The sequence below is a fragment of the Marinobacter sp. V032 genome, from assembly GCF_052645435.1.
The window spans coordinates 134,960-156,377 of record NZ_JBQXYE010000001.1; the positions used below are offsets into that span (position 1 = coordinate 134,960).

Annotated in this window: 20 protein-coding genes; 9 read left to right on the forward strand and 11 right to left on the reverse strand. The window is 56.3% G+C overall.

Annotated features, from left to right (window positions below):
- Entirely contained in the window at positions 1-498 is a 498-nt protein-coding gene (moaE, locus tag ACUN9X_RS00625) for a molybdopterin synthase catalytic subunit MoaE (protein ID WP_260036810.1), read from the forward strand.
- 6 nt (positions 499-504) lie between these two features.
- Here the strand turns inward: moaE and mobA are convergent, their stop codons facing one another.
- Both mobA and trxA read right to left on the reverse strand, forming a co-directional pair.
- Positions 505-1,089 (reverse strand): molybdenum cofactor guanylyltransferase MobA, encoded by a 585-nt coding sequence (mobA, locus tag ACUN9X_RS00630; RefSeq protein WP_260036811.1) that lies wholly within the window; start codon positions 1,087-1,089, stop codon positions 505-507.
- A 152-nt stretch (positions 1,090-1,241) separates the two neighbouring features.
- Positions 1,242-1,568, reverse strand: a complete 327-nt coding sequence (gene trxA / locus ACUN9X_RS00635) for a thioredoxin TrxA (protein WP_260036813.1) — start codon at positions 1,566-1,568, stop codon at positions 1,242-1,244.
- Between the two features lie 334 nt (positions 1,569-1,902).
- On the opposite strand from trxA, the gene ppx reads away from it, so the two are divergent.
- Complete coding sequence (gene ppx, locus ACUN9X_RS00640; protein ID WP_260036815.1) at positions 1,903-3,411, forward strand: exopolyphosphatase; 1,509 nt, start codon at positions 1,903-1,905, stop codon at positions 3,409-3,411.
- Between the two features lie 19 nt (positions 3,412-3,430).
- Here ppx and ACUN9X_RS00645 read toward each other — a convergent pair whose 3' ends face one another.
- Positions 3,431-5,383: an ATP-binding cassette domain-containing protein gene (locus ACUN9X_RS00645; protein ID WP_260036817.1), complete on the reverse strand. Its 1,953-nt coding sequence runs from the start codon at positions 5,381-5,383 to the stop codon at positions 3,431-3,433.
- 67 nt (positions 5,384-5,450) lie between these two features.
- On the opposite strand from ACUN9X_RS00645, the gene ACUN9X_RS00650 reads away from it, so the two are divergent.
- The 3 genes from ACUN9X_RS00650 to ACUN9X_RS00660 all read left to right on the forward strand — a co-directional run bounded on the left by ACUN9X_RS00650 (position 5,451) and on the right by ACUN9X_RS00660 (position 7,303).
- On the forward strand, positions 5,451-5,987 hold the full coding sequence (locus ACUN9X_RS00650) for a DUF2390 domain-containing protein (RefSeq protein WP_260036819.1): 537 nt from the start codon (positions 5,451-5,453) through the stop codon (positions 5,985-5,987).
- Positions 5,984-6,367 carry a DUF4124 domain-containing protein gene (locus ACUN9X_RS00655; RefSeq protein WP_347710196.1) on the forward strand — a complete coding sequence of 128 codons (384 nt, stop codon included), beginning with the start codon at positions 5,984-5,986 and terminating at the stop codon, positions 6,365-6,367. The genes ACUN9X_RS00650 and ACUN9X_RS00655 overlap by 4 nt, the downstream gene beginning before the upstream one ends.
- 201 nt (positions 6,368-6,568) lie before the next feature.
- Complete coding sequence (locus ACUN9X_RS00660; protein WP_260036821.1) at positions 6,569-7,303, forward strand: FKBP-type peptidyl-prolyl cis-trans isomerase; 735 nt, start codon at positions 6,569-6,571, stop codon at positions 7,301-7,303.
- 137 nt (positions 7,304-7,440) lie between these two features.
- On the opposite strand, the gene rsd is transcribed toward ACUN9X_RS00660, so the two are convergent.
- On the reverse strand, positions 7,441-7,923 hold the full coding sequence (rsd, locus tag ACUN9X_RS00665) for a sigma D regulator (protein ID WP_260036823.1): 483 nt from the start codon (positions 7,921-7,923) through the stop codon (positions 7,441-7,443).
- Between the two features lie 79 nt (positions 7,924-8,002).
- Complete coding sequence (locus ACUN9X_RS00670; RefSeq protein ID WP_445471874.1) at positions 8,003-8,515, reverse strand: disulfide bond formation protein B; 513 nt, start codon at positions 8,513-8,515, stop codon at positions 8,003-8,005.
- 188 nt (positions 8,516-8,703) lie between these two features.
- Here ACUN9X_RS00670 and ACUN9X_RS00675 point away from each other — a divergent pair, with 188 nt between their 5' ends.
- Positions 8,704-9,147, forward strand: a complete 444-nt coding sequence (locus ACUN9X_RS00675; RefSeq protein WP_445471875.1) for a flagellar basal body-associated FliL family protein — start codon at positions 8,704-8,706, stop codon at positions 9,145-9,147.
- 72 nt (positions 9,148-9,219) lie between these two features.
- Here ACUN9X_RS00675 and rmf read toward each other — a convergent pair whose 3' ends face one another.
- The 4 genes from rmf to ACUN9X_RS00695 all read right to left on the reverse strand — a co-directional run bounded on the left by rmf (position 9,220) and on the right by ACUN9X_RS00695 (position 15,473).
- Positions 9,220-9,426, reverse strand: coding sequence for a ribosome modulation factor (gene rmf / locus ACUN9X_RS00680; protein ID WP_260036829.1), 207 nt, complete (start codon positions 9,424-9,426; stop codon positions 9,220-9,222).
- 170 nt (positions 9,427-9,596) lie between these two features.
- Positions 9,597-11,156 carry a glutamate--cysteine ligase gene (gene gshA, locus ACUN9X_RS00685; protein WP_445471876.1) on the reverse strand — a complete coding sequence of 520 codons (1,560 nt, stop codon included), beginning with the start codon at positions 11,154-11,156 and terminating at the stop codon, positions 9,597-9,599.
- Positions 11,157-11,223: 67 nt separating this feature from the next.
- Positions 11,224-13,581, reverse strand: coding sequence for a Tex family protein (locus tag ACUN9X_RS00690; protein ID WP_445473158.1), 2,358 nt, complete (start codon positions 13,579-13,581; stop codon positions 11,224-11,226).
- 146 nt (positions 13,582-13,727) lie between these two features.
- The gene (locus ACUN9X_RS00695) at positions 13,728-15,473 is read right to left on the reverse strand and encodes a putative bifunctional diguanylate cyclase/phosphodiesterase (protein ID WP_445471877.1); all 1,746 of its coding nucleotides are present in this window, start codon (positions 15,471-15,473) and stop codon (positions 13,728-13,730) included.
- A gap of 299 nt (positions 15,474-15,772) precedes the next feature.
- Here ACUN9X_RS00695 and rep point away from each other — a divergent pair, with 299 nt between their 5' ends.
- A complete protein-coding gene (gene rep / locus ACUN9X_RS00700) occupies positions 15,773-17,791 on the forward strand; it encodes a DNA helicase Rep (RefSeq protein WP_260036834.1) in 2,019 nt (672 codons plus the stop codon).
- A gap of 78 nt (positions 17,792-17,869) precedes the next feature.
- Here rep and ACUN9X_RS00705 read toward each other — a convergent pair whose 3' ends face one another.
- The gene (locus tag ACUN9X_RS00705) at positions 17,870-18,286 is read right to left on the reverse strand and encodes a c-type cytochrome (protein WP_445471878.1); all 417 of its coding nucleotides are present in this window, start codon (positions 18,284-18,286) and stop codon (positions 17,870-17,872) included.
- A 181-nt stretch (positions 18,287-18,467) separates the two neighbouring features.
- Here ACUN9X_RS00705 and ACUN9X_RS00710 point away from each other — a divergent pair, with 181 nt between their 5' ends.
- Both ACUN9X_RS00710 and ACUN9X_RS00715 read left to right on the forward strand, forming a co-directional pair.
- On the forward strand, positions 18,468-18,794 hold the full coding sequence (locus ACUN9X_RS00710; RefSeq protein WP_445471879.1) for a hypothetical protein: 327 nt from the start codon (positions 18,468-18,470) through the stop codon (positions 18,792-18,794).
- 38 nt (positions 18,795-18,832) lie between these two features.
- The gene (locus ACUN9X_RS00715) at positions 18,833-19,948 is read left to right on the forward strand and encodes a phospholipase A (protein WP_445471880.1); all 1,116 of its coding nucleotides are present in this window, start codon (positions 18,833-18,835) and stop codon (positions 19,946-19,948) included.
- A 76-nt stretch (positions 19,949-20,024) separates the two neighbouring features.
- Here ACUN9X_RS00715 and ACUN9X_RS00720 read toward each other — a convergent pair whose 3' ends face one another.
- Positions 20,025-21,389 carry a phosphomannomutase gene (locus ACUN9X_RS00720; RefSeq protein WP_445471881.1) on the reverse strand — a complete coding sequence of 455 codons (1,365 nt, stop codon included), beginning with the start codon at positions 21,387-21,389 and terminating at the stop codon, positions 20,025-20,027.
- Positions 21,390-21,418 lie beyond the last annotated feature (29 nt).

Below are 21,418 nucleotides of genomic sequence, written 5' to 3' on the forward strand. Positions count from 1 at the left end.
GTGGAAACCGCTGCACCAACGCCACGGACAGACATTCGCATTCAGCAGGCTGACTTTGATACCGGCGAGCAGTGCCGCCAATTACGAGCGGCAGGACAAGGCGAGACCGGCGCTATCAGCACGTTTACCGGGCTGGTGCGGGCGCACGGCGACCGAAACGATGTGCGCGCACTCTTTTTAGAGCACTATCCCGGCATGACAGAACAGGTCATTGAAGGCCTGGTAGAGACGGCTCGACAGCGTTGGCAGATTCAGCATGTCTGCGTGATTCACCGGGTGGGCGAGTTGGCGCTGGGAGAGCAGATTGTCTTCGTTGGCGTAGCCAGCGCTCATCGAAGTGATGCCTTCAAAGCCTGCGAGTTTCTGATGGATGCCCTGAAAACCGATGCGCCATTCTGGAAAAAGGAAATCGCGACCGACGGCAGCGCCCAGTGGGTCGAACAGAAAGCAAGCGACCGGGAACAGGCCGATCGCTGGAATCGGCAGAACCCCGCCTGACCGGGCTCAACCCGTTACCCAGCACTCGGGCGTATTCAGATTGCGGAAGGCAGCCGCCGGGGCCTCAAGTGAACAATAGGCGCCAGCGTGCGCTGTCACAAAGTTCTGGACCTTGCGCCCTCCTTGCGCCAGAAACGCTTCAAGCTCTCGATCCAGCAATACCGGATAATAGCCGTGCAGCGGATGCGGGTCGCCCTTGCAACTGCAAAGCAGCGCTTGATGTGGCTGCGCGGCGGCTTCGCGGGCCAGTTGCGCCATCAGGGCCGGAGTGACACCGGGCGTATCGCATGGCATTACCAACACCCCGTCAAAATGGCGCCCGGCGGCGTAGTGGAGCCCCGCCAGCAAACCGGCAAGTGGCCCGGCATCATGCCAGCCGCCATCCGTCACTATCGCATCGGCCCAGGGCTGATAGTCCGCCAGTTGGGTATTGGCGCTGATAACAAGGTGGTCACAAGTTGCCGACAAGGCCTCACGGGCGTAGCTCACCAAGGGCCGCCCCTGCCACTCCAGCAATCCCTTCTGCACACCTCCGAGCCTGCGCCCCTGCCCGCCGGCGAGGATCAACCCACAGAGCTTCAACTCACCCATTTCACTGCCCCTTGCGAACGACCACGCTATCCCGCGACCTCACTTGCGTTTTAACGTCGCCATAAAAAAACCACTCCCGCGGGAGTGGCTTTCAGAATCCGTTCACAATGCAGTTACCGTCAACACGGTAGCCGTCATTGCCAGCATACGGATCAGAGATTGCTATCGAGGAACGCAGCCAACTGAGACTTGGAAAGCGCGCCTACTTTGGTTGCATCAACATTGCCGTTTTTGAACAGCATCAATGTTGGAATACCACGAATATTGAACTTGGGTGGCGTCTGCTCGTTTTCATCAATGTTGAGCTTGCAGATTTTGAGCTTGCCTTCGTACTCTTCAGCAATTTCTTCAAGCACCGGCGCAATCATTTTGCAGGGGCCACACCACTCTGCCCAGTAATCCACCAGAACCGGCGTATCGGACTTCAGTACGTCATCATCAAACGATGCGTCGGTAACGTTTACGATATTTCCGCTCATTACAATTTCCTGCTTTTGGCAGCGCCCGGAATGGACCACTACTATGACACGATAAAGACCCGCCCGCGGGACAGATCACTTGAATATTGGCCTGCCGGACTTCAGGTCAAGCCTGCCCGGCCATCGGAGCTATGGCCCAGATGTGCCGATCAGATCCGCACATCTTACGCGATCTCACTATTGCCCGAAAAGCCCCGGCGATGACGTCAGACTCCGGGCAACCTCTGATCCATTACTGACATCGCCGCGCGGTTTCGCTTATAGTAACCCGCAGATCAGTTTCCCGCGACGAGCCTGACACAATATACGGCCCGAAAAGAGGATTTCAAGACACGTGACGGCTCCGAATTCCGCCACATCACCGGAACTGTTTGCAGCCATTGATATGGGCTCTAACAGCTTTCATATGGTGATAGCCCGCCTGATTCATGGCGAGATCCGTACTCTCGAGAAAATGGGAGAAAAGGTCCAGCTTGGCGCAGGTCTCGATGCGAACAACAACCTCACCGAAGAAGCCCAGTTACGCGGCCTCGACTGCCTGAGCCGCTTCGCTCAGCGCTTGCAGGGCATGCCGCCAGCGGCGGTGCAGATTGTCGGCACAAACGCTCTGCGGGTGGCCCGAAATGCCAGCGAATTCATGGCCCGGGCCGAAGAGGTACTCGGATTTCCGGTAGAAATAATTGCCGGCCGGGAAGAAGCCCGCCTTATTTATCTCGGCGTATCCCATACCCTGGCAGACGACACCGGCCGCCGCCTGGTCATCGATATCGGTGGCGGCAGCACGGAATTTGTTATCGGCGAGCGCTTTGAAACCCAGGTGCTGGATAGCCTGCACATGGGGTGCGTGTCTTTCAGAAATGCGTATTTCCCCGATGGCCGCATTCAGCGCAAGCAATTCGACAAGGCCATGACCCACGCCTCCCAGGAATTGCTGAACATTCGCTATCGTTTTCGACAGCTTGGCTGGCAAAGCGCGGTCGGATCTTCCGGCTCGATCAAAGCCATATCCTCAGTATTGGCTACACTCAAGCTGACCAACGGCACCATTACGATTGATGCGCTGCGGGAATTGCGCCAGCGATTGATCGATATGGGCCACACTGATCGCCTGTCGGAACTGGGCGTTCGCACGGACAGGCAAAGCATCTTTCCTTCCGGACTGGTGATTTTGCTGGCGGCTTTCGAATCACTGGGCATCGAAACCATGACCTATACCGACGGCGCACTGCGTGAAGGCCTGTTGTACGACATTGTCGGCAGAATCCAGCATGAAGATGTCCGCGAACGGACGATTCAGGCACTACAGGGCCGCTATGATATCGATACGAGCCTGGCATCGGCGGTAGAAGAAACGGCGATGACCGCATTCCGGCAGGTTGCCAAGGCTTGGGAAATTGATAGCGAATACGATGAAGACATTCTGCGATGGGCCTGCCGGCTCCATGAAATCGGCCTGACGATCTCCCACACCCAGTACCACAAACACGGCGCCTACATGCTGCGCTACTCCGATCTTCCCGGGTTCTCTCAGCAGGCAAAGAAAGATCTTGCAACACTGGTTCGCGGGCACCGTCGCAAATTCTCGACGGCTGTTTTTGAAAGCTGTGATCCGGAAGATGTACCTCGCCTGCGGCTGCTGTGCGTGCTGCTGAGAATGGGCGTGCTTTTGCAACACCCACGGAACATGGAACAGCCAGCAGGATTCAGCGTTGAACCGCAAGCGAATGGCATGACCATCAGCTTTGCTGACGGCTGGCTGGAGGAGCGTCCGTTAACCCGTGCTGATCTTCACAATGAAATCGACTATCTGGCGAAGCAGGACTTCAAGCTGATCGTAACCTGATCAGCTTCTGATACCTCATTCAGGACAGCTCGGCCTCCATAGCCTCGAGGGTTTCAGTAGTTTCAAGCCACTCCATCTCCAGTTCCTCCTGAGCGCGTCTGACCTCTGCCTGCTCGCCCAGCGCCCGCTTCAGATCCTCCTTTCGGGACGGCTCATAGATCGTCGCATCGGCCAGCGAAGCCTCCAGCGCGGCAAGCGTGGCCTGATGTTTCGCCATAGCCGCCTCCAGCGTCTGCTGTCGCTTGCGGAAAGGACTCATCTTTTGCCTTATCTCAGCCTCCACACGCTTGCGCGCTTTGCGATCATCGGCACTTTCACCGACCAGACCAGCGCTTGCTCCGGCACCATTGGCTGCATTAGTGGCCGACGCCGTCTCCCGCTGGGGCGCTTTGGTTTCATCGACCCGACGATCCGCCAGCCAGCGTTCGTAGTCGTCCAGATCACCATCGTACTCAACAACCTGGCCATCGTTGACCATCAGGAAGTCATCCACGGTATTCCGTAACAGATGACGATCGTGAGACACCACGACCACCGCGCCCTCAAAATTCTGCAGCGCCATGGTAAGCGCCTGGCGCATTTCCAGATCCAGATGGTTCGTTGGCTCGTCAAGCAGCAGCATATTCGGCTTTGCCCAGGCGATCAGCGACAGCGCAACCCGCGCCTTCTCACCACCGGAGAAACGCCGGATGGTCGACAGCGCCTCATCACCATGAAAACCAAAGCCGCCCAGAAAGTTGCGAATGGATTGTTCTGATGCCTTCGGAGCCGCTCGCTGCAAATGCAGAAAAGGGCTGGCATCAAGGTCGAGCGATTCGAGCTGGTGCTGCGCGAAATAACCCACCGCAAGATGCTCGCCGGTAGCCCGATCACCGCTCAGCAAACTGCTACCCCCGAGCATGGCATTGATCAGCGTCGACTTACCCGCACCATTGGGCCCAAGCAAGCCAATCCGACTACCCGGCAGCAGGTTCAGGCTGATGTTGCGCAAAATGACCTTTTCACCATGCCCCGCCACCCCATTGCGAATAGTCAGCAGCGGGCTGCTGATTTTGTCGGCCTCAGGAAAAGTGAATTCAAACGGCGAATCCACGTGTGCCGGCGCGATTCGCTCCATACGCTCCAGCGATTTGATCCGGCTCTGGGCCTGACGCGCCTTGGTGGCTTTCGCCTTGAAGCGGGTGATGAACTTTTCGATCTCTTCGATGCGCGCCTGCTGCCGTTCATAACCGGCCTGTTGCTGAGCCAGTCGCTCACTGCGCTGCTGCTCGAACGACGAGTAGTTGCCGGTATACATCGTCAGTTTGCGTTGTTCAAAGTGCATGACATGCGTCGCTACGCGATCCATGAAATCCCGGTCGTGGGAAATAAAGAGCAAGGTACCGGGATAACGCCGCAGCCAGTTTTCGAGCCAGAGACAGGCATCCAGGTCAAGGTGGTTGGTGGGTTCATCCAGCAGCAACAGATCCGAGGGCCGCATCAATGCCTGAGCAAGATTCAGCCGGATACGCCAACCGCCGGAAAATGAGGATACGGGCCTATCCGCATCGGCATCGGAGAACCCCAGCCCGCGGATCAGCGCCTCGGCGCGGCGCGGCGCAGCCCAGGCTTCCCGAATATCCAGCTCGCCGTGAATTCGGGCCTGAGCAGTATTGTCATTGCGGGCCTCCGCCTCGGCAAGCGCCGCCTCGAGCTCCCGTAACTCGACATCGCCGTCGAGCACAAATTCCCGGGCACTCCTTTCGGTCGCCCCGACTTCCTGCGCCATATGGGCGACACGGCACCCGCCGGGCAAATCAATACTGCCAGCTTCAGGAGATAAATTGCCCAATACCAGATTGAACAGGCTGGTTTTGCCGGCACCATTGGCACCGATAACCCCGACCCGCTGGCCTGGCTGGATCGTCGCGGACACGGTCTCTAGCAACCACTGTCCGCCACGTTGTAAACTAAGGTTCGTTAATGTCAGCATGGCGGTATTCTATCAGGGCTTGCCCTGTCTGCGTCATCCAACGCTCACACCTTTGATGCCGATAAGCATGACGCTGCCCCGCGACCTCGTTCTCGACAATCCGCTATGGCACACCGCCCTGACACTCTGGCGCGATCCGCAGATCGCGGACGCCTGCCTGCAACTCCAGCAATCGGGCTGGTCGGTATCTCGCATACTGACCGCCATCTGGCTGGCAACGATGAACCAGAGCTGGGATGGCAGTGAACCTGAAGGGCTCCCAGACTGGCGCCATCGCCATACCACCCGCCTGCGCGAATTAAGGCAAGAGTTGGATAAAGAAGGCCCATGCCGCGAGCTCAGAGAACAGGTCAAAGCAGCTGAGTTGGCCGCTGAAAAAGTTGAGCTCGCCTGGATTTGCCACGCCCACAGCCTCGATTGTAATAACATGTCTGGTTTTTCGGGCTATAATGACGATCTGTTAAGCTGTAACCTTCGCGCCGCGGCTCCATTGAATAGTACACCGGCAGAATCCAAAGTAGGCATGACCCTTTTGAAACAATCACTTGCAAAAAATGGTCTTCACCTCAGTCCGGAACCAGTGAATGGGGTAACGCCATCATGATGTTGCGCCGCTGGGGCTTCAGGCTCGCATTTCCTGCGCTGGGCATGCTTATTGTGCTGATGTTTATCGGCATCAAAGAGCCTGTGCCCGAAAATTCCGCCAATCCTGAACCTGTAACAGCTTTTGAAGGCGTGGTGCCCACCCCGATTGCGGATGACGGCCCGGATATCGTCTTTAAATGGCAGGACACCAGTGGCAACTGGCATTACGCTGACAAACCGCCGGCCAATGGCGCCTGGAACGCCCTGGCAGTTGATCCGGCCAAGTCCCAGGCATCCACATTCTCGACGCCTCCCGAGAATGACTGGCAATCGCCCTACGACGCACCTTACTCCCTCGATTACAACAACCGCCCGATGCGGAATGCCGCCACACCCTGACACAATTCACATTGTGACGGCTTTACCCTCTTCTTATGGCGATTCTTAAACAACGGTCATTGGCACCCTGTCGCCAAAAGCGTTACCTTTGCTCCTTCATTGATAAAAATGCACCGGGAACTCACTGAAACCTGCTTTTAAACAAGCCCTTCAGCCGAAGCATTCCGGTTTCAGACTCTCCTGAAAAGCTAAGGATAATCCATGAAGAAAACCCTGATCTCGATCGCACTCGTCGGCGCTGTTGCTGCCGCGACATTTAGCGTTGTTAATGTCTCCGCTGAGCCGGCACTGGACAACCAGGACCAGAAGGTCAGCTACGGTATGGGGCTGGTTTTGGGCGAGCGCATGAAGAACGACTTGCCGGACCTGCAAATGGATCAGTTCCTCCAGGGTATTCAGGACGGTCATGAAGGCGGCGACAAAGCCCGCATGACGCGTGAAGAAATCCAGACTGCACTTCAGGAATACCAGCAGAAGCTGCAGAAGGAACAAATGGCCAAAGTTGAAAAGATGGCCGAAGAAAACAAGAAAAAGGGCGAGGACTATCTGGCCAAGAACGCTAAGCGTGACGGCGTTGAAACCACAGATTCCGGCCTTCAGTACGAAGTCATCGAAGAAGGCGATGGCCCCAAGCCAAGCGAGTCTGACAGCGTAACGGTCCACTACACAGGCGAACTGCTCAATGGCGACGTTTTTGACAGCTCACGGGAGCGTGGCGAGCCGGTCACATTCCAGCTGTCGCAGGTGATTCCTGGTTGGACTGAAGGTCTGCAACTGATGGAAGAAGGCGGTCGCTACAAGTTCTATATTCCGTCTGATCTGGCCTACGGCCCAGGCGGTAACCGCTCGATCGGCCCCAACGAGACACTGGTTTTTGACGTTGAGCTGATCAAGGTTGCCCCGGAAGCAGGCGACGCTGCCAAAGCTGGCGAATAACCCCAGCTTCAGGCACAAAAAAGGGAGTGCGATTAATCGCACTCCCTTTTTTTATCCCGGCCTTTGTATCAGCTCTAATACAACGACCAGTGATGGACGATGACACCCCATCAAAACCAATCGGCCATCGACACTACTCAGGCAGAAGACACCATCTGGTCCGCATGCACGTTGTGCAAATGCTCAATCAGAAAATCTTCCAGTGAAAAACGCGTCTCCAGCTGCTCACCCAGCTCTGACAGCGGCCCCATCAGGCCGCGCAACGCCTCTTCACTCATCGCATCGGCGCTTAACTTGTCATTGAATGCCAGTGCGACTTCTGTCGTTTCTTCAATGCGAGGGTAAACCTTCGCGGCCAACTCAACGCCGCCATCATCAAATTCTTTGGCTTCGCGAATCAGCTTTTCGTAAATCTCGAAATGCCCGGCGGACACATAGTCCACCAGCGCATCGCACAACTTGCCGAATTTATTGCGCACCTGCTCGCTGTCTTCAAAGTCTGTGGTGCCACTGATGTCACAATACTGAACAATCAGCTGTTGCCGATCGCGCAACCACCGATCAATCAGATCACTCACGCCGCCCCAGCGCTCACGGGCATTCTGCAAATTGTCGAGCATGACTCCTCCTGAATCTCTGCGTTCTTATCGTTATCCTACGGAACTTACCCCATGCCCACCAGCCCGGGCAAGCGATTAATTAAGCGGCTCCGGCTGAGCGACGGGCATTGAAGGCACCACACAGAATCGCGACGCCTACCAGCGCCAAAGCCACGAAAAAGAGCCCGGTCCATCCGGGTATGCTGAGCCCCAGAAAGCGCCAGGCAACCTTGGCGCAATCCCCGGTACCGTGCAACGCAATCCTGAAAACGTCGAAAATCGGCATGACATCCAGCAGATAGTCCACTGACGGACCACAAGCCGGCACCTGATCCTCAGGCAGACTCTGAAGCCAAAGCTGACGGCCTGCCAATGCAGCCCCACCCGCGGAAGACAGGGCAAGCAGCAGACCATACACACGGCCACCCCAGCCCGTCGGCCCGTGCAATGCTGCAATCAACGACAGAATCCCGACCACCGAAATGGCAATGCGCTGCAGCCAGCACAAAGGGCAAGGCTCGAGCCCCATCACGTATTCCATGTAAAAGGCGACCGACATCAGTGCGGCGCAAATCAGAAAAATCATCAGAAAGACAAGACGTCGGGCTGGCATGGCATCCTCTGGGCAAAGCGAATAAGACGGCTCACCATCCTGAGGAGGCATTGAAGACAGCCGTTCTCAGTTTCAGGTGGGCGCTGTGTTTTCAGCCTGCTATTCTGGTCACCAAGTGGAGGTGGCCAGAATAGCGAGCGGTTACCTTAAGTGCGATCAAACAGGATATCTTGGAGAACTGCAAGCTCATGACTCTGCGCGGTTTATTTTTTCTTTCAAGTCTCGTTCTGCTCGGCTCTGTGAATCTTCCTGCGCGGGCAGATGAGGCACCCGACGAAGAGGCATCCGAGGCTGAAGCCGAACCCGTGCAATCCATATACGTGGAAATGCCGCCAGCTTTTGTCACCAACGTCGGGTCATCGGGCAGCCGGCTAAGTTACGTCAAGGCAGAACTCACTCTCAGAGTCTCGTCACCGGAGGCAGAAACAGCCGTACGGGAGCACGAACCGCGCCTGCGCCATGAAATGGTCATGCTATTAAGCTCAGAGAGTAGAGATACGCTGTCGACAACCCAAGGGCAAGATACGCTTCGGAGCAAAGCGCTAGAGGCATTCAACGGCGTTTTAACAGATGAGCACACCAACGCCGAGATCAGAGGCGTACTGTTTACGTCTTTTGTGGTCCAAAAATAAAGCACAAGGGAACTGCTGCAGCGAACAGCTGGTCATGTCGGTTCAGAACAGTAGACATCAACACCTTGATCGTCAGGCGATGCGTCCTTCAAGCCTTGATGGTTCACTGGCCAACGCTGCCTGACCGTCCTCCCAGCCGGCTTCCCAGGCAGCGATTACCACATCGCCACGGTAAGGGCAGCGTTCACGATGCATGCCCATAACCGACGCCATATACCCCTGCCGATAGGCCTTGTTGAGCGATTCAACATCCCAACCCAGCTTTATGTCCCTGGCCATCCCGGTGCTCTCCCATGACGTGAATACACATTCCAATTGCGGCAAATGCCGACGGTGTGCTTTCACTATATCAGCCGAACCTGTAACAAAAATTAACAGCAGCTTACGATTTAGACAAGTAGCTGTTCAGATTTTGTGCGACAGGTCCGTATCAGCTGAGACACAGGTGATCAATCCGCCCGGTAGGCACTCAGATAGTCCTCGAAACTCTGGTCAGTCGCCGCTTCCAGTTCTCGCTGCTCAGCCAATGAGTCCTCTGTCATCTTGCGGTATTCGGCCAGCATCTCGGCACTTAGCGGGTCATCCCGCAATGCAGCCTGATGCCCCCTCGACTGTTCAAGCGTCCATTCCAGATGCCCCATGCCGCTGGCTTTCATCGAGGCCAGCACCTTCGACGACCTGACCTGACCATCTGCCGAGAGCGCCGTGCGCTGTGCTGCCAGTGCATCCTGATAAACTGAGCTGTCTCCGTTGAAACCGTCCAACTGAACAGCCAGAGCCTCAAGCCGTGAAAGCATGGTGGACGCGGCATCTTTAACCGGCGTCATCGCGCCGTCAAAACAGATGTTCAGATCGTCCTTGCGACCATTGCTGACAACGTCCTTATAGCTGCCATCCAGCCTGGAGCATTCATCATCACCAATTGCGGTGCTGTCGCTTAACAGGCAATCCAGCAGGAACAAATCAAGGAAATCGACCTGTTCGGCACCGATACCCAGAGGCTCAAACGGGTCCAGATCGAGGCAACGCACTTCGATGTATTCAACGCCGCGGGATTCCAGTGCCTGAATCGGCTTCTCACCCCGGCAGGTCGTGCGCTTGGGACGCACAGCGCTGTAGTACTCGTTCTCGATCTGCAGCACATTGGTGTTGATCTGGATAAATTTCCCGTCTGCGTTGCGGGTTCCCAGCTTTTCGTACGCCGGCCAGGGTGTGTGGATCGCCCGGTAAAGCGTATTGGTGAAGGTGCTCAGCTCGTTAAAACAGATATCCAGCGATGACTGGGCGTTGTTGTGATAGCCCAGATCACCCATCCGCAACGACGTGGCCGTTTCACCTACCCAGGTGTCGTCCGAATAGCGCTCCAGATGATGACTCATGCCATCGACAAAGCTCGCATCCAGTGCCGGTGAAGCACCAAACAAGAGCATCAGCAGCCAGCTACGGCGACGGAAATTGCGAATCAGCCAGAAGTACTGGTCGGATTTGAAGTCCTGCAGCGACCGGGTGTCGCCCAATAGCGCCTGCCAACGACGCCAGAAATCATCCGGCATCGAGAAGTTATAGTGGACGCCGGCAATGCTTTGCATCATGCGCCCGTAACGCACCGCCAGCCCCTGACGATAGACGTGCCGCAGGCGCCCGCTATTCGAGGTGCCATATTCGGCAATGGGGATGCTGGGATCACCATCCAGCCGACAGGGCATACTGGCCGACCAGAAAACCTCGTCACCCAGTTGCGACTGGACGAAGCGATGGGTGTCCCGCAACGATTCAAGCAATTCGCTGGTGCTGCTGCACACCGGCGTAATCAGCTCAAGCAGCGACTCGGAGTAATCCGTCGTGATGCGGGAATGTGTCAGCGCTGAGCCCAGGCTCTGCGGGTGAGGCGTTTGCGCGATGAAGCCCTCACTATCAACCCGCAACCCTTCTTTCTCCAGCCCCTTTCGGAAGCCGGACCAGTCCTGCGCAGAAATGTGCTGGAATAACCCTTTGCGGGAATCGCCCATGGTCGGACTCCTTGGGTGCAAAAATACCGGTCAGTCGCGCACTGAGCCGGTATTGAATAGCTGTGAATTAGCGGTCGTTTTTGCGTGCCGAAGCCATCGCCTGTGCCAGCGCACCGGCCATTGCGCCCTGAGGCGCGGCCTTGCCTTCATTCTTTCGGCCACCCTGCCCGGCACCACTATTACCGCTGCCACGGGCATCGCCTCTGGAACGACCACGCTCGGCTCTATCGCCCTTACCTGATTGTGCCTCGCCTGGCTGGTCATCCATGCGCATGGTAAGTGCGATCCGCTTACGCGGAATATCCACTTCCATGACTTTGACCTTGACGATATCACCCGCTTTCACCACTTCACGGGGATCCTTGATGAACTGGTGCGACAGTGCCGAGATATGCACCAGACCGTCCTGATGCACCCCGATATCCACGAACGCACCGAAATTGGTGACGTTAGTGACACTCCCTTCCAGCATCATGCCGGGCTTCAGGTCCTTCAGGGTTTCGACACCTTCCTCGAAAGTAGCGAACCGAAACTCAGGTCTGGGGTCGCGGCCGGGTTTTTCAAGCTCGGCGATGATGTCTTTAATTGTTGGCAGGCCGAATTGTTCGGTCACGAACTGTTTTGGATCGAGGCTCCGCAGAAACGCCACATCACCAATCACGTCGCTGACTGACCGATTGCTGGCTTTGGCAATCGCCTCTACCACGCCATACGCCTCCGGGTGGACTGACGAGCGGTCCAGCGGGTTGTCACCGCTGGCAACGCGCAGGAAGCCGGCTGCCTGCTCATAGGTTTTGGCCCCCAGACGAGCGACATCCAGTAACTGCTTGCGGTTGCGGAAAATACCGTGCTGACTGCGGTAATCGACAATATTTTGCGCCGTGACCTGGCTCAAGCCAGCGACCCGGGCCAATAGCGGCACTGACGCCGTGTTGATATCAACACCCACGCCATTTACACAGTCTTCAACCACCGCATCCAGACTGCGAGCAAGCTGCACCTGAGACACATCGTGTTGGTACTGACCAACGCCGATGGATTTCGGTTCGATTTTGACCAGCTCAGCCAACGGGTCCTGCAGACGGCGTGCGATCGATACCGCGCCGCGGATCGTCACATCCAGGTCCGGCAGCTCTCGAGAAGCAAACTCTGAAGCCGAGTAAATAGAAGCACCGGACTCATTGACCACAATGCGTGCAAGATTGAGATCGGGATAACGGCGAATCAGCTCGGCCGCCAGCTTCTCGGTTTCCCGTGATGCAGTACCGTTGCCGATCGCGATCAGCTCAATGGCATGCTCTTTACACCACCTGGCCAGTTGCTCGATCGATTGGTCCCATTTGTTCTGCGGCGCGTGAGGGAAAATGGCGCCATGCCCGGTAACCTGGCCTGTGCCGTCAATGATCGCGACTTTGACACCGGTACGCAGCCCCGGATCAAGACCGAGCGTCGGGCGCGGGCCAGCAGGTGCCAGCAGCAACAAATCCTTGATATTGGAGGCAAATACCTGAATCGCTTCGGCTTCCGCTGATTCCCGCACCTGTGAAATCAACTCGGTTTCCAGATGCGTGGACAGCTTGACTCGCCAGGTCCAGCGGACCACTTCCGCCAGCCACCGATCCGCCGGGCGCCCCATATCCTTGATGCGCCAATGACCGGCGATTTTCTGCTCGCCAGCGGCCACCCGGGAGCGGTCATCATCGCCGTCGACCACGATACTGTAGTTGAGCACGCCTTCGTTACGACCGCGCAGAATGGCCAGCGCCCGGTGCGACGGCACTTTCTTCAACGGTTCGCTGTGATCAAAGTAATCACGGAACTTGGCACCCTCGTCTTCCTTGCCATCCACCACGGCAACGCGCAGCGTACCTTGCTCCCAGAGGAACTCGCGAAGTGCACCCAGCAATTCCGCGTCCTCGGCAAATCGCTCCATCAGGATAAACTTGGCACCATCCAGGACTGCCTTGGCATCGCCGAACCCAGCCTCAGCGTTGACATAGTCCGCAGCGAGGCTATCAGGATCCTGATCCGGATTATCAAACAGGCTGTCAGCAAGCGGTTCCAAACCGGCTTCACGGGCAATCTGGGCCTTGGTGCGACGCTTGGGTTTATACGGCAGGTAAAGATCTTCGAGCCGGTTCTTGGTGTCCGCCGACTCAATCGCAGCACGCAACTCGTCCGTCAGCTTATCCTGCTCGGCGATACTGGTGAGAATAGTTGCGCGACGGTCTTCCAGCTCGCGAAGATAACGCAAGCGCTCTTCAAGTGTCCGCAACTGGCTGTCGTCCAGAGACCCGGTCACTTCCTTGCGGTAACGTGCGATAAACGGCACCGTCGACCCTTCGTCGAGCATGGCCACGGTTGCGCTGACTTGCTGCTCCCGAACACCCAGTTCATCGGCGATACGCTGAGAAATACTGTTCATGCCACCTCGCTTTGTATGCGTCATATCCGGCTCCGATTGTTGCGGGTTTTAGGGCCCGGTACAACAAGCGAAAGCGCTGATAGGAAAGCGGGGCATTATAGCGCCGTGGCGACGGATTTCACTGCTTGTGTTGGGTTAACCAAACACTACAGGGCATCCGGTCCGGTTAGCGCCATGGCATTGCGGTTTTCGAGGAAGGTCACCAGGTCGCTCCAGGGCATCGGCTTTGCGTAAAAATATCCCTGTACCTCGTCGCAATGATGCTGGCGCAGAAATTCCAGCTGACCGGCTGTCTCAACGCCCTCAGCCACCACGCTCATCTGCAGACTGTGTGAAAGGCTGATGATGGCCCGGATGATATGTTCAGCATCACCGCTCTCGCCCAGCTTTTGCACAAACGACTTGTCGATTTTAACCAGCGATATAGGCAGGTGCTGCAGATTGCTGAGGGATGAGAATCCGGTGCCGAAATCATCCAGCGCAAAACTGATCCCCAGCTGGTTAAGTTCGCGCAGGCAACGCTGGGCATATTCCGGGTCGTGCATCATCGCGCTTTCAGTCAACTCCAGCTCCAGCAAGCTGGTATCAACACTGGCATTGTAGATAATGCGGAAGATGGTCTCGGTCATCTTGCGGTCGTGAAACTGCCGGAACGACAGATTGACGGCGAACACCATCCCCGGGTAACCGAGACTGGCAGCTTCTTTAAGTCGCTCGCAGGCCTGCTCTATCACCCAGTAGCCGATCGGCACAATCAGACCACTGCGCTCGGCCGCCGGAATGAAGTCGTCCGGCCCAACCAGACCTCGCTCGGGATGGTTCCAGCGCAGCAAGCATTCAACCCCGCGCACTTCCTCGGTAACCAGATCGATCCGGGGCTGGTAATACAGCTCCAGTTGTCGCCCCCGCAGGGCGCTGCGAAGGTCGGCTTCCAGTGTGAGCTGTCGGCCAACCGTCAGATGCAGTTGCTGGTTATAGAACCTGTAACTGGTGCCCGAATCCCGTTTAGCCTCGAACATCGCGCGGTTGGCCTGGCGTAGCAGCATTTCCGGCGTATTGCCCGCTTCCGGGAAGGTCGCGATACCAACGCTGGCACTAAGGGCCACCGGCTTGCCCTCAATCACCACCGGTTCATTCAGACCGCTAATCAGTTTGCGGATAATCTGGGTGACATCCAGTGAGTTTTCGACCCGTTCAATAATAATGGCGAATTCATCCCCACCGATCCGCATCAGCGAATCCACTCGTCGCAGTTTCTCACGCAGCCGTTCAGCCAGCGCCATTATCAACTGGTCACCAGCCTGATACCCAAGGCTGTCGTTAACGGAACGGAAATCATCAAGATTGATATGCAACAAAGCCACGCGCTGACCCTGGCGTTCTGCTCGCAGCAACGCCTGCTGCAGACGATCGAAAAACAGGTCGCGATTGATAAAGCCACGCGCAACATCCCGGCCCAACTGGCCCTGGACCAGGTCCCCTACTTTCTGCCGGAACATCGCACACAGCAGCGCCCGACCAAGGTTCCAGCAATCCAGGTTACCCTTGCACAGGTAATCTGCCGCGCCGTTCACCCGGGCAGGAGGAAGGCCAAAGGCTTCAGGCTCAGGACCGAGCGCCACCACGGGGCGGTTATCACCTGCAACCGAAAGGTACTGGAGGAAGACTGTCTGGGAGGTCACAAACATGGCACTGTCCCACAACACCACATCAAACTGGGCGTTGCTGATCAGGTCTTCACAGTCTGCGAGATCCGGGCACCAGGTAATGTCCACAGTAATTTCAGGGTTTTGCCGGAAGAAATGGCAAAGCCACAGGTACTCGCTAAGTTCCGGCATCAGAATCAGCAACCGGATATTGGTCTGACTCCATGCATCCTGGTCATCGTTCATTAACTGCGCTCAACTCCCTGGTGTGTTACCTGCTGGCACCGGAGGCTGCTCCGGAACAATCCCTGCCAGCTTTTTGTCAATTCCTGTCACTACATTAACGCAGTGCATAAAGAAGCATAGTCGACTAACGTTTGCCATGCACCGCCATTTGCACGAGAAATCTGCAGAACCGTACTGAAGTGGATTCCACCCATCACGGCTTGGGTCTTGAGGGTGTAGAATGACGCCTATTCTATTTCTATCGCCGACGATTGTCCCCGTGTACTTTTCAGAACAGTCGTCCAGAACAGGCAACATTAGTGTCACAACTTAATCCCCGTCAACGCGAAGCTGTCCGCTATGTGGATAGCCCACTTCTGGTACTGGCTGGCGCCGGCAGTGGCAAGACCAGCGTGATCACCCGGAAAATCGCCTACCTTATCGAACAGGTCGGCATTCCCGGGCGCAATATTGCGGCACTGACGTTCACCAACAAAGCGGCGCGCGAAATGAAGGAGCGGGTCAGCCGGCTGGTTGATCGCAAGCTGGCACGCGGGCTGACGGTCTCTACATTTCACAACCTCGGCCTGAACATTATTCGGGAAGAACACGAGCATCTGGGCTATCACCCGGGCTTCTCAATTTTTGATGCCGAAGATGCCAAGGCTCTGCTACAGGATCTGATGATGCGAGAAGCCGGCGCCGATGCCGGGGACGAGCTATCGGATATCCAGATGACCATTTCCAGCTGGAAAAACGCGATGCGCGCGCCCAGCCAGGCGCTAAGCAAAGCTGCCGATGAAAGAGAGCAGCGGATCGCACTGATCTACCAGCGCTACTGTGAGTATCTGAAGGCTTACAATGCGGTGGATTTTGATGATCTGATCCTGCTACCGGTCCAGTTATTCAGCACGCAACCCGAGGTCCTGGCCAAGTGGCGGCGCAAAATCCGTTACTTGCTGGTGGACGAGTATCAGGACACCAACATCTGCCAGTACGAGCTGGTCAAACAGCTGGTCGCTGAGCGCGCCGCCTTTACCGTGGTGGGCGACGATGATCAGTCCATCTATGCCTGGCGTGGTGCCCGACCGGAGAATCTGGTTCAGCTCAAAGAGGATTTCCCCAGCCTCAACATCATCAAGCTGGAGCAAAACTACCGTTCAACGTCACGCATCCTGCGTTGCGCCAACACTGTGATCGCCAACAATCCACACGTTTTCGAAAAGGCGCTGTGGAGCGAGCACGCCACGGGAGACGAAATCCGGATTATCCGCTGCCGCTCCGAAGACGCGGAAGCCGAACGGATTGCCACCGAGATCATTGATCACAAACTCAAGAAAGGTAAGGAATTTCGCGACTACGCCGTGCTATACCGGGGCAACCACCAGTCCCGGTTGCTGGAGGTCAAACTACAGGCGTATCAGATTCCCTACCGGATATCCGGCGGCCAATCCTTTTTCTCCCGCAACGAAATCAAGGACGCGATGAGTTATCTGCGTCTGCTGATCAATCCGGATGATGACGCGGCATTTTTGCGGGTGGTCAATGTGCCGCGAAGGGAGATCGGTCCGTCCACGCTTGAGCAACTCGGCCATTACGCGCGCAGCCGCAGAGTCGGCCTGTTTCGTGGGGTGAGTGACATGGGAGCCGGCGAGCACGTCAGTGAGCGGGGCCTCGATCGCCTGCGCCGTTTCGTCCACTGGGCTGACCGCACTCGCCAGCGATTGTTCGAGGAAGACCCGATCCCCGTGATCAAGCAGCTGTTCACCGATATCGAATACGAAGAATGGCTGCATCAGCATGCCGGCACGCCCAAGCAGGCGGAGCGGCGGATGGAAAACATCTGGTATCTGGTCGATTCGATTCAGCGCATGCTGGACAACGACAAGGGCACCGCGGATGAAATGAGTATTGAAGATGCCATCACCCGACTGATTCTGCGGGACATGATGGAGCAACGGGAAGAGGAAGACGACAGCGACAAGGTGCAACTCCTGACCTTGCACGCATCCAAGGGTCTGGAGTTTCCCCACGTCTTTATAATGGGGCTTGAGGAAGAGATCCTGCCCCACCGCTCCAGCATTGAAGAGAATGCCATCGAAGAAGAGCGGCGCCTGATGTATGTCGGCATTACCCGGGCCAGGGAAACCCTCGCGCTCACCTTCGCCGCTCAGCGCAAACAGTACGGCGAGAAAATCGAGACGATTCCCAGCCGTTTTCTTGATGAACTGCCAGAGGATGATGTGATCTGGGAGGGCACGGGCGATCTGGACGAAGCCGCCAACCAGCGCAAAGGCAAGGCAACACTCAGCGCGCTGCTGGGCGATCTGGGCTTGTAGCCAACGGCATGGCGCGCGCTTCGCCACAACGTAAAACGCCAGGCAGGTGCCTGGCGTTTTGATACAGCGTCAACCAGCTTATTTGCTGTTATCGACCATATGGTGAACCGCTGCTTCAATCTCTTCATCCGGGCAGCTTGCACAACCGCCTTTTGCAGGCATGGCATTAATCCCGTTAATCGCATTATCAATCAGCGTATCGATCCCTTTCGCAACATGGGGCGCCCAGGAACCGGCATCGCCGAATTTAGGCGCGCCCATTACACCCGAACCATGACATGCGGAGCACACTGCGGTGTAAACCTCTTCACCCGAACGTGGCCCTTCTGATGCGGAGGGGGCAGCAGCCGTCGCGATATCGCCACAATCTTCGCCCTGCACGCACACGGTACCAACAGGCTCAATCCGGGCACTAATATCGTCTTCCACGCTCGCCTGCGCAACACTCGCCATCAATACGCTACCAAATAGCGCGGTCGCCAGGACTCTCATCATTTTCACAGTGCGCACCTCACCTGTATGTGATTATTTTATAGTGCCGCATTATAGCGGCAGGACGGCTTCAAACAAAACAGCATCATCAGACCGCCATGAAACATCGGTAAATTTCACTGATTCACATGACGCCGATCCTCGTATATCGGTACCATGTATACAGACTGAACTGGAGCTTTGCATGCCCGAACATTACCCGAAAGCCCATCGCTGGCGAAAACCCCTTCTCATAACCGAGTTCGGCGCCCTGGCGCTGCTGATCGGGTCAATGGCGCTATTCAGCCGCATCGCCGGCACTGACGGCACCATCAGCCCTGCCTGGCTACTGGTTCCTGCCCTCGCCAGCCTGGCGGTCTTCATGAGCTTTATCGGGCTTATGTACCTGCGCTGGGTCGTCAATGTTGAAGGCGGCGCAGCCTTTAAACACAAACTGATATTTGGCTTGTTGTCCCTGACATTAATCGGCATCTGGGCCTACAGCATCGCCCGCACCTGGCAAAGCCTTTAACAGCAACAGGGATCTTTCTCTATTACACGGACTGAATCATGCGAATACTGACCGCGCTTGGCCTGACGCTGGCGGCACCCGCTCTTTTTGCCCAGAACACGACCAACGAACCTGACTATACCGATGTAACACTGGACGAATGTGCGCTGGTCAAAAACGGTGTTCAGCGTCTGGCCTGCTATGACGCCATTACCAATCCCGTTGACGCACGCGAAAGCGCCACCGACTCAGAGCAGGAAAAGGCCAATAACGCCGCCGAAAACCTGAACTTCGAGTCCACCCAAAACGCGGATACCGACCCCGCTTCCAATGGCCAGGTTGAAGAAAGCAAAACAGCAGACGCCAACTCGATGGTCGACCGCTATTTTGCAGCTGAACAGGCGCTTTTTTCGTTCTCCGGTAGTTTTGTGACCCACCGGCCAACGTACATCATGCCTTACACCTACATGCACTCCCCCAATCAGACCCCTGTCAGTCCGCGCACCGGCGTGACCGGTTATGACAATAAGCTGGATCATGACGAGGCCAAGTACCAGATCAGCTTCAAGGTTCCGCTACTAACGGGCATGTTCGACCGTAAAACCACCTTGTGGTTTGGTTATACCCAGCTTTCTTTCTGGCAGTTGTTCAATTCGGATGCCTCCAAGCCTTTCCGCGAAACCAACTATCAGCCGGAAATCTTTGCGCGATACGCGGCACAATGGGACGTTGGCCCCGGTCGTCTTGAAGCCCTCAGCCTGAGCCTCAACCATCAATCAAATGGCCAGTCTGAGCCCCAATCCCGCAGCTGGAACCGGATCCTGGGCGGCGTGACTTACACCTACAACCGCTGGCTGTTCATGGTTCAGCCCTGGTACCGGATCCCGGAAGACGAGGACGAAGACGATAACCCCGACATCGAGTCCTACCTGGGCTACGCGGATTACTGGGCCGTCTATAAACTGGATAACGACCGGACGCTTTCGCTCAAACTGCGCAACAACCTGAAAACGACTGACAACAAAACCTCGGTCGAGCTGGGCTACAGCTTTCCGATGGGCGATACCATCAAAGGCTATGTGCAGTATTTCAACGGTTACGGCGAGAGTCTGATCGACTACAACTATCGCATCCAGCGGGTCAGCGTGGGGATCATGCTGAACGATTGGCTCTAAAACCGGTCGTCAGCCCCGCGGCAAACAAAAAAGCCCCGCAAATGCGGGGCTTTTTAATACTGAACGACACTCAGTTTCAGGCAACGTTAGCCTTGTTGAGCTGGTCCATTTCCTTGAGCAACTGCGCTGTCTTGGCCTCCATCAAGGCCTTGTCACCCCGTGACTCCACGTTCAGGCGCACCACGGGTTCGGTGTTCGACATCCGCAGGTTGAAGCGCCATTCTGCAAACGCGACACTCAGACCATCAACGTGGCTCACCGACTCGGCATCGGGCACATACTTCTCTTCGATTGCCTTGATGACCGCCGGCGGATTATCGATAGTGCGATTGATCTCACCACTGGCCGGGTAGGCATCAATCCGTGCATCAATCAGCGATGACAGGCTCTGACCGGACTGACAAAGACGCTCTGCCACCAGCAGCCACGGAATCATACCGCTGTCACAGTAGGAGAAATCCTTGAAGTAATGGTGAGCGCTCATTTCACCGCCATAGAGCGCGTCCTCTTCACGCATACGCTCTTTGATAAAGGCGTGGCCGGTTTTGCTCTCGACCGCTCGGCCGCCAGCAGCTTCTACCAGATCCAGCGTATTCCAGACCAGACGGGGGTCGTGGATGACCGCACCGCCACCAGCCTTGCGCAGGAACTGATCAGCCAGCAAACCCACTACATAGTAGCCTTCGATAAAGCGGCCTGTTTCATCAAAAAAGAAGCAACGGTCATAGTCGCCATCCCAGGCAATGCCCATATCAGCGTTGTTAGCAATGACCGCTTCGGCCGTTACCGCCCGGTTTTCTTCCAGGATCGGATTGGGCACGCCGTTCGGGAACTCGCCATCCGGGTCATTCTGCAGTTTGACGTACTTGAATGGCAGCCGCGATTCCAGCTTGTCCATGATCAGACCCGCACCACCGTTGCCGGCATTGGTGACAATCGTCAGCGGCTTGAGATCTGCGCTGTTGATGTATCCCATCAGGTGATCAAGATAGGCGTCTTCTGCCTTCAGGGTGTGATAGGTACCCGCTTTTGGCGCATCTTCAAACGGCTCATCCAACCGGTCGTGGATATCCCGCAGCCCGGTATCATTACTGATCGGACGCGACTCCTGCCGTACCAGCTTCATGCCGTTGTAGTCTTTCGGGTTATGGCTCGCGGTCACCATAATGCCGCCATCCATCTTGAAATGGCTGGTAGCGAAATAAACCAGCTCGGTACCGCAAAGCCCGATGTCGTAAACATCGGCACCGGCGGCCTGCAGCCCGCGATTCAGCGCATCGGCCATTTCCGGGCTCGACAACCGGATGTCATAACCGGTGATCACTTTTTTGGCACCGGTGACGGCCACATAAGCGCGACCGATACGTTCGGCAAGCTCCGGATTCAGCTGATCAGGAATCCGGCCGCGAATATCATACGCTTTAAAACATGAATAACTCATTCAATTCTCCTTGTCATCCGACCGGTCAG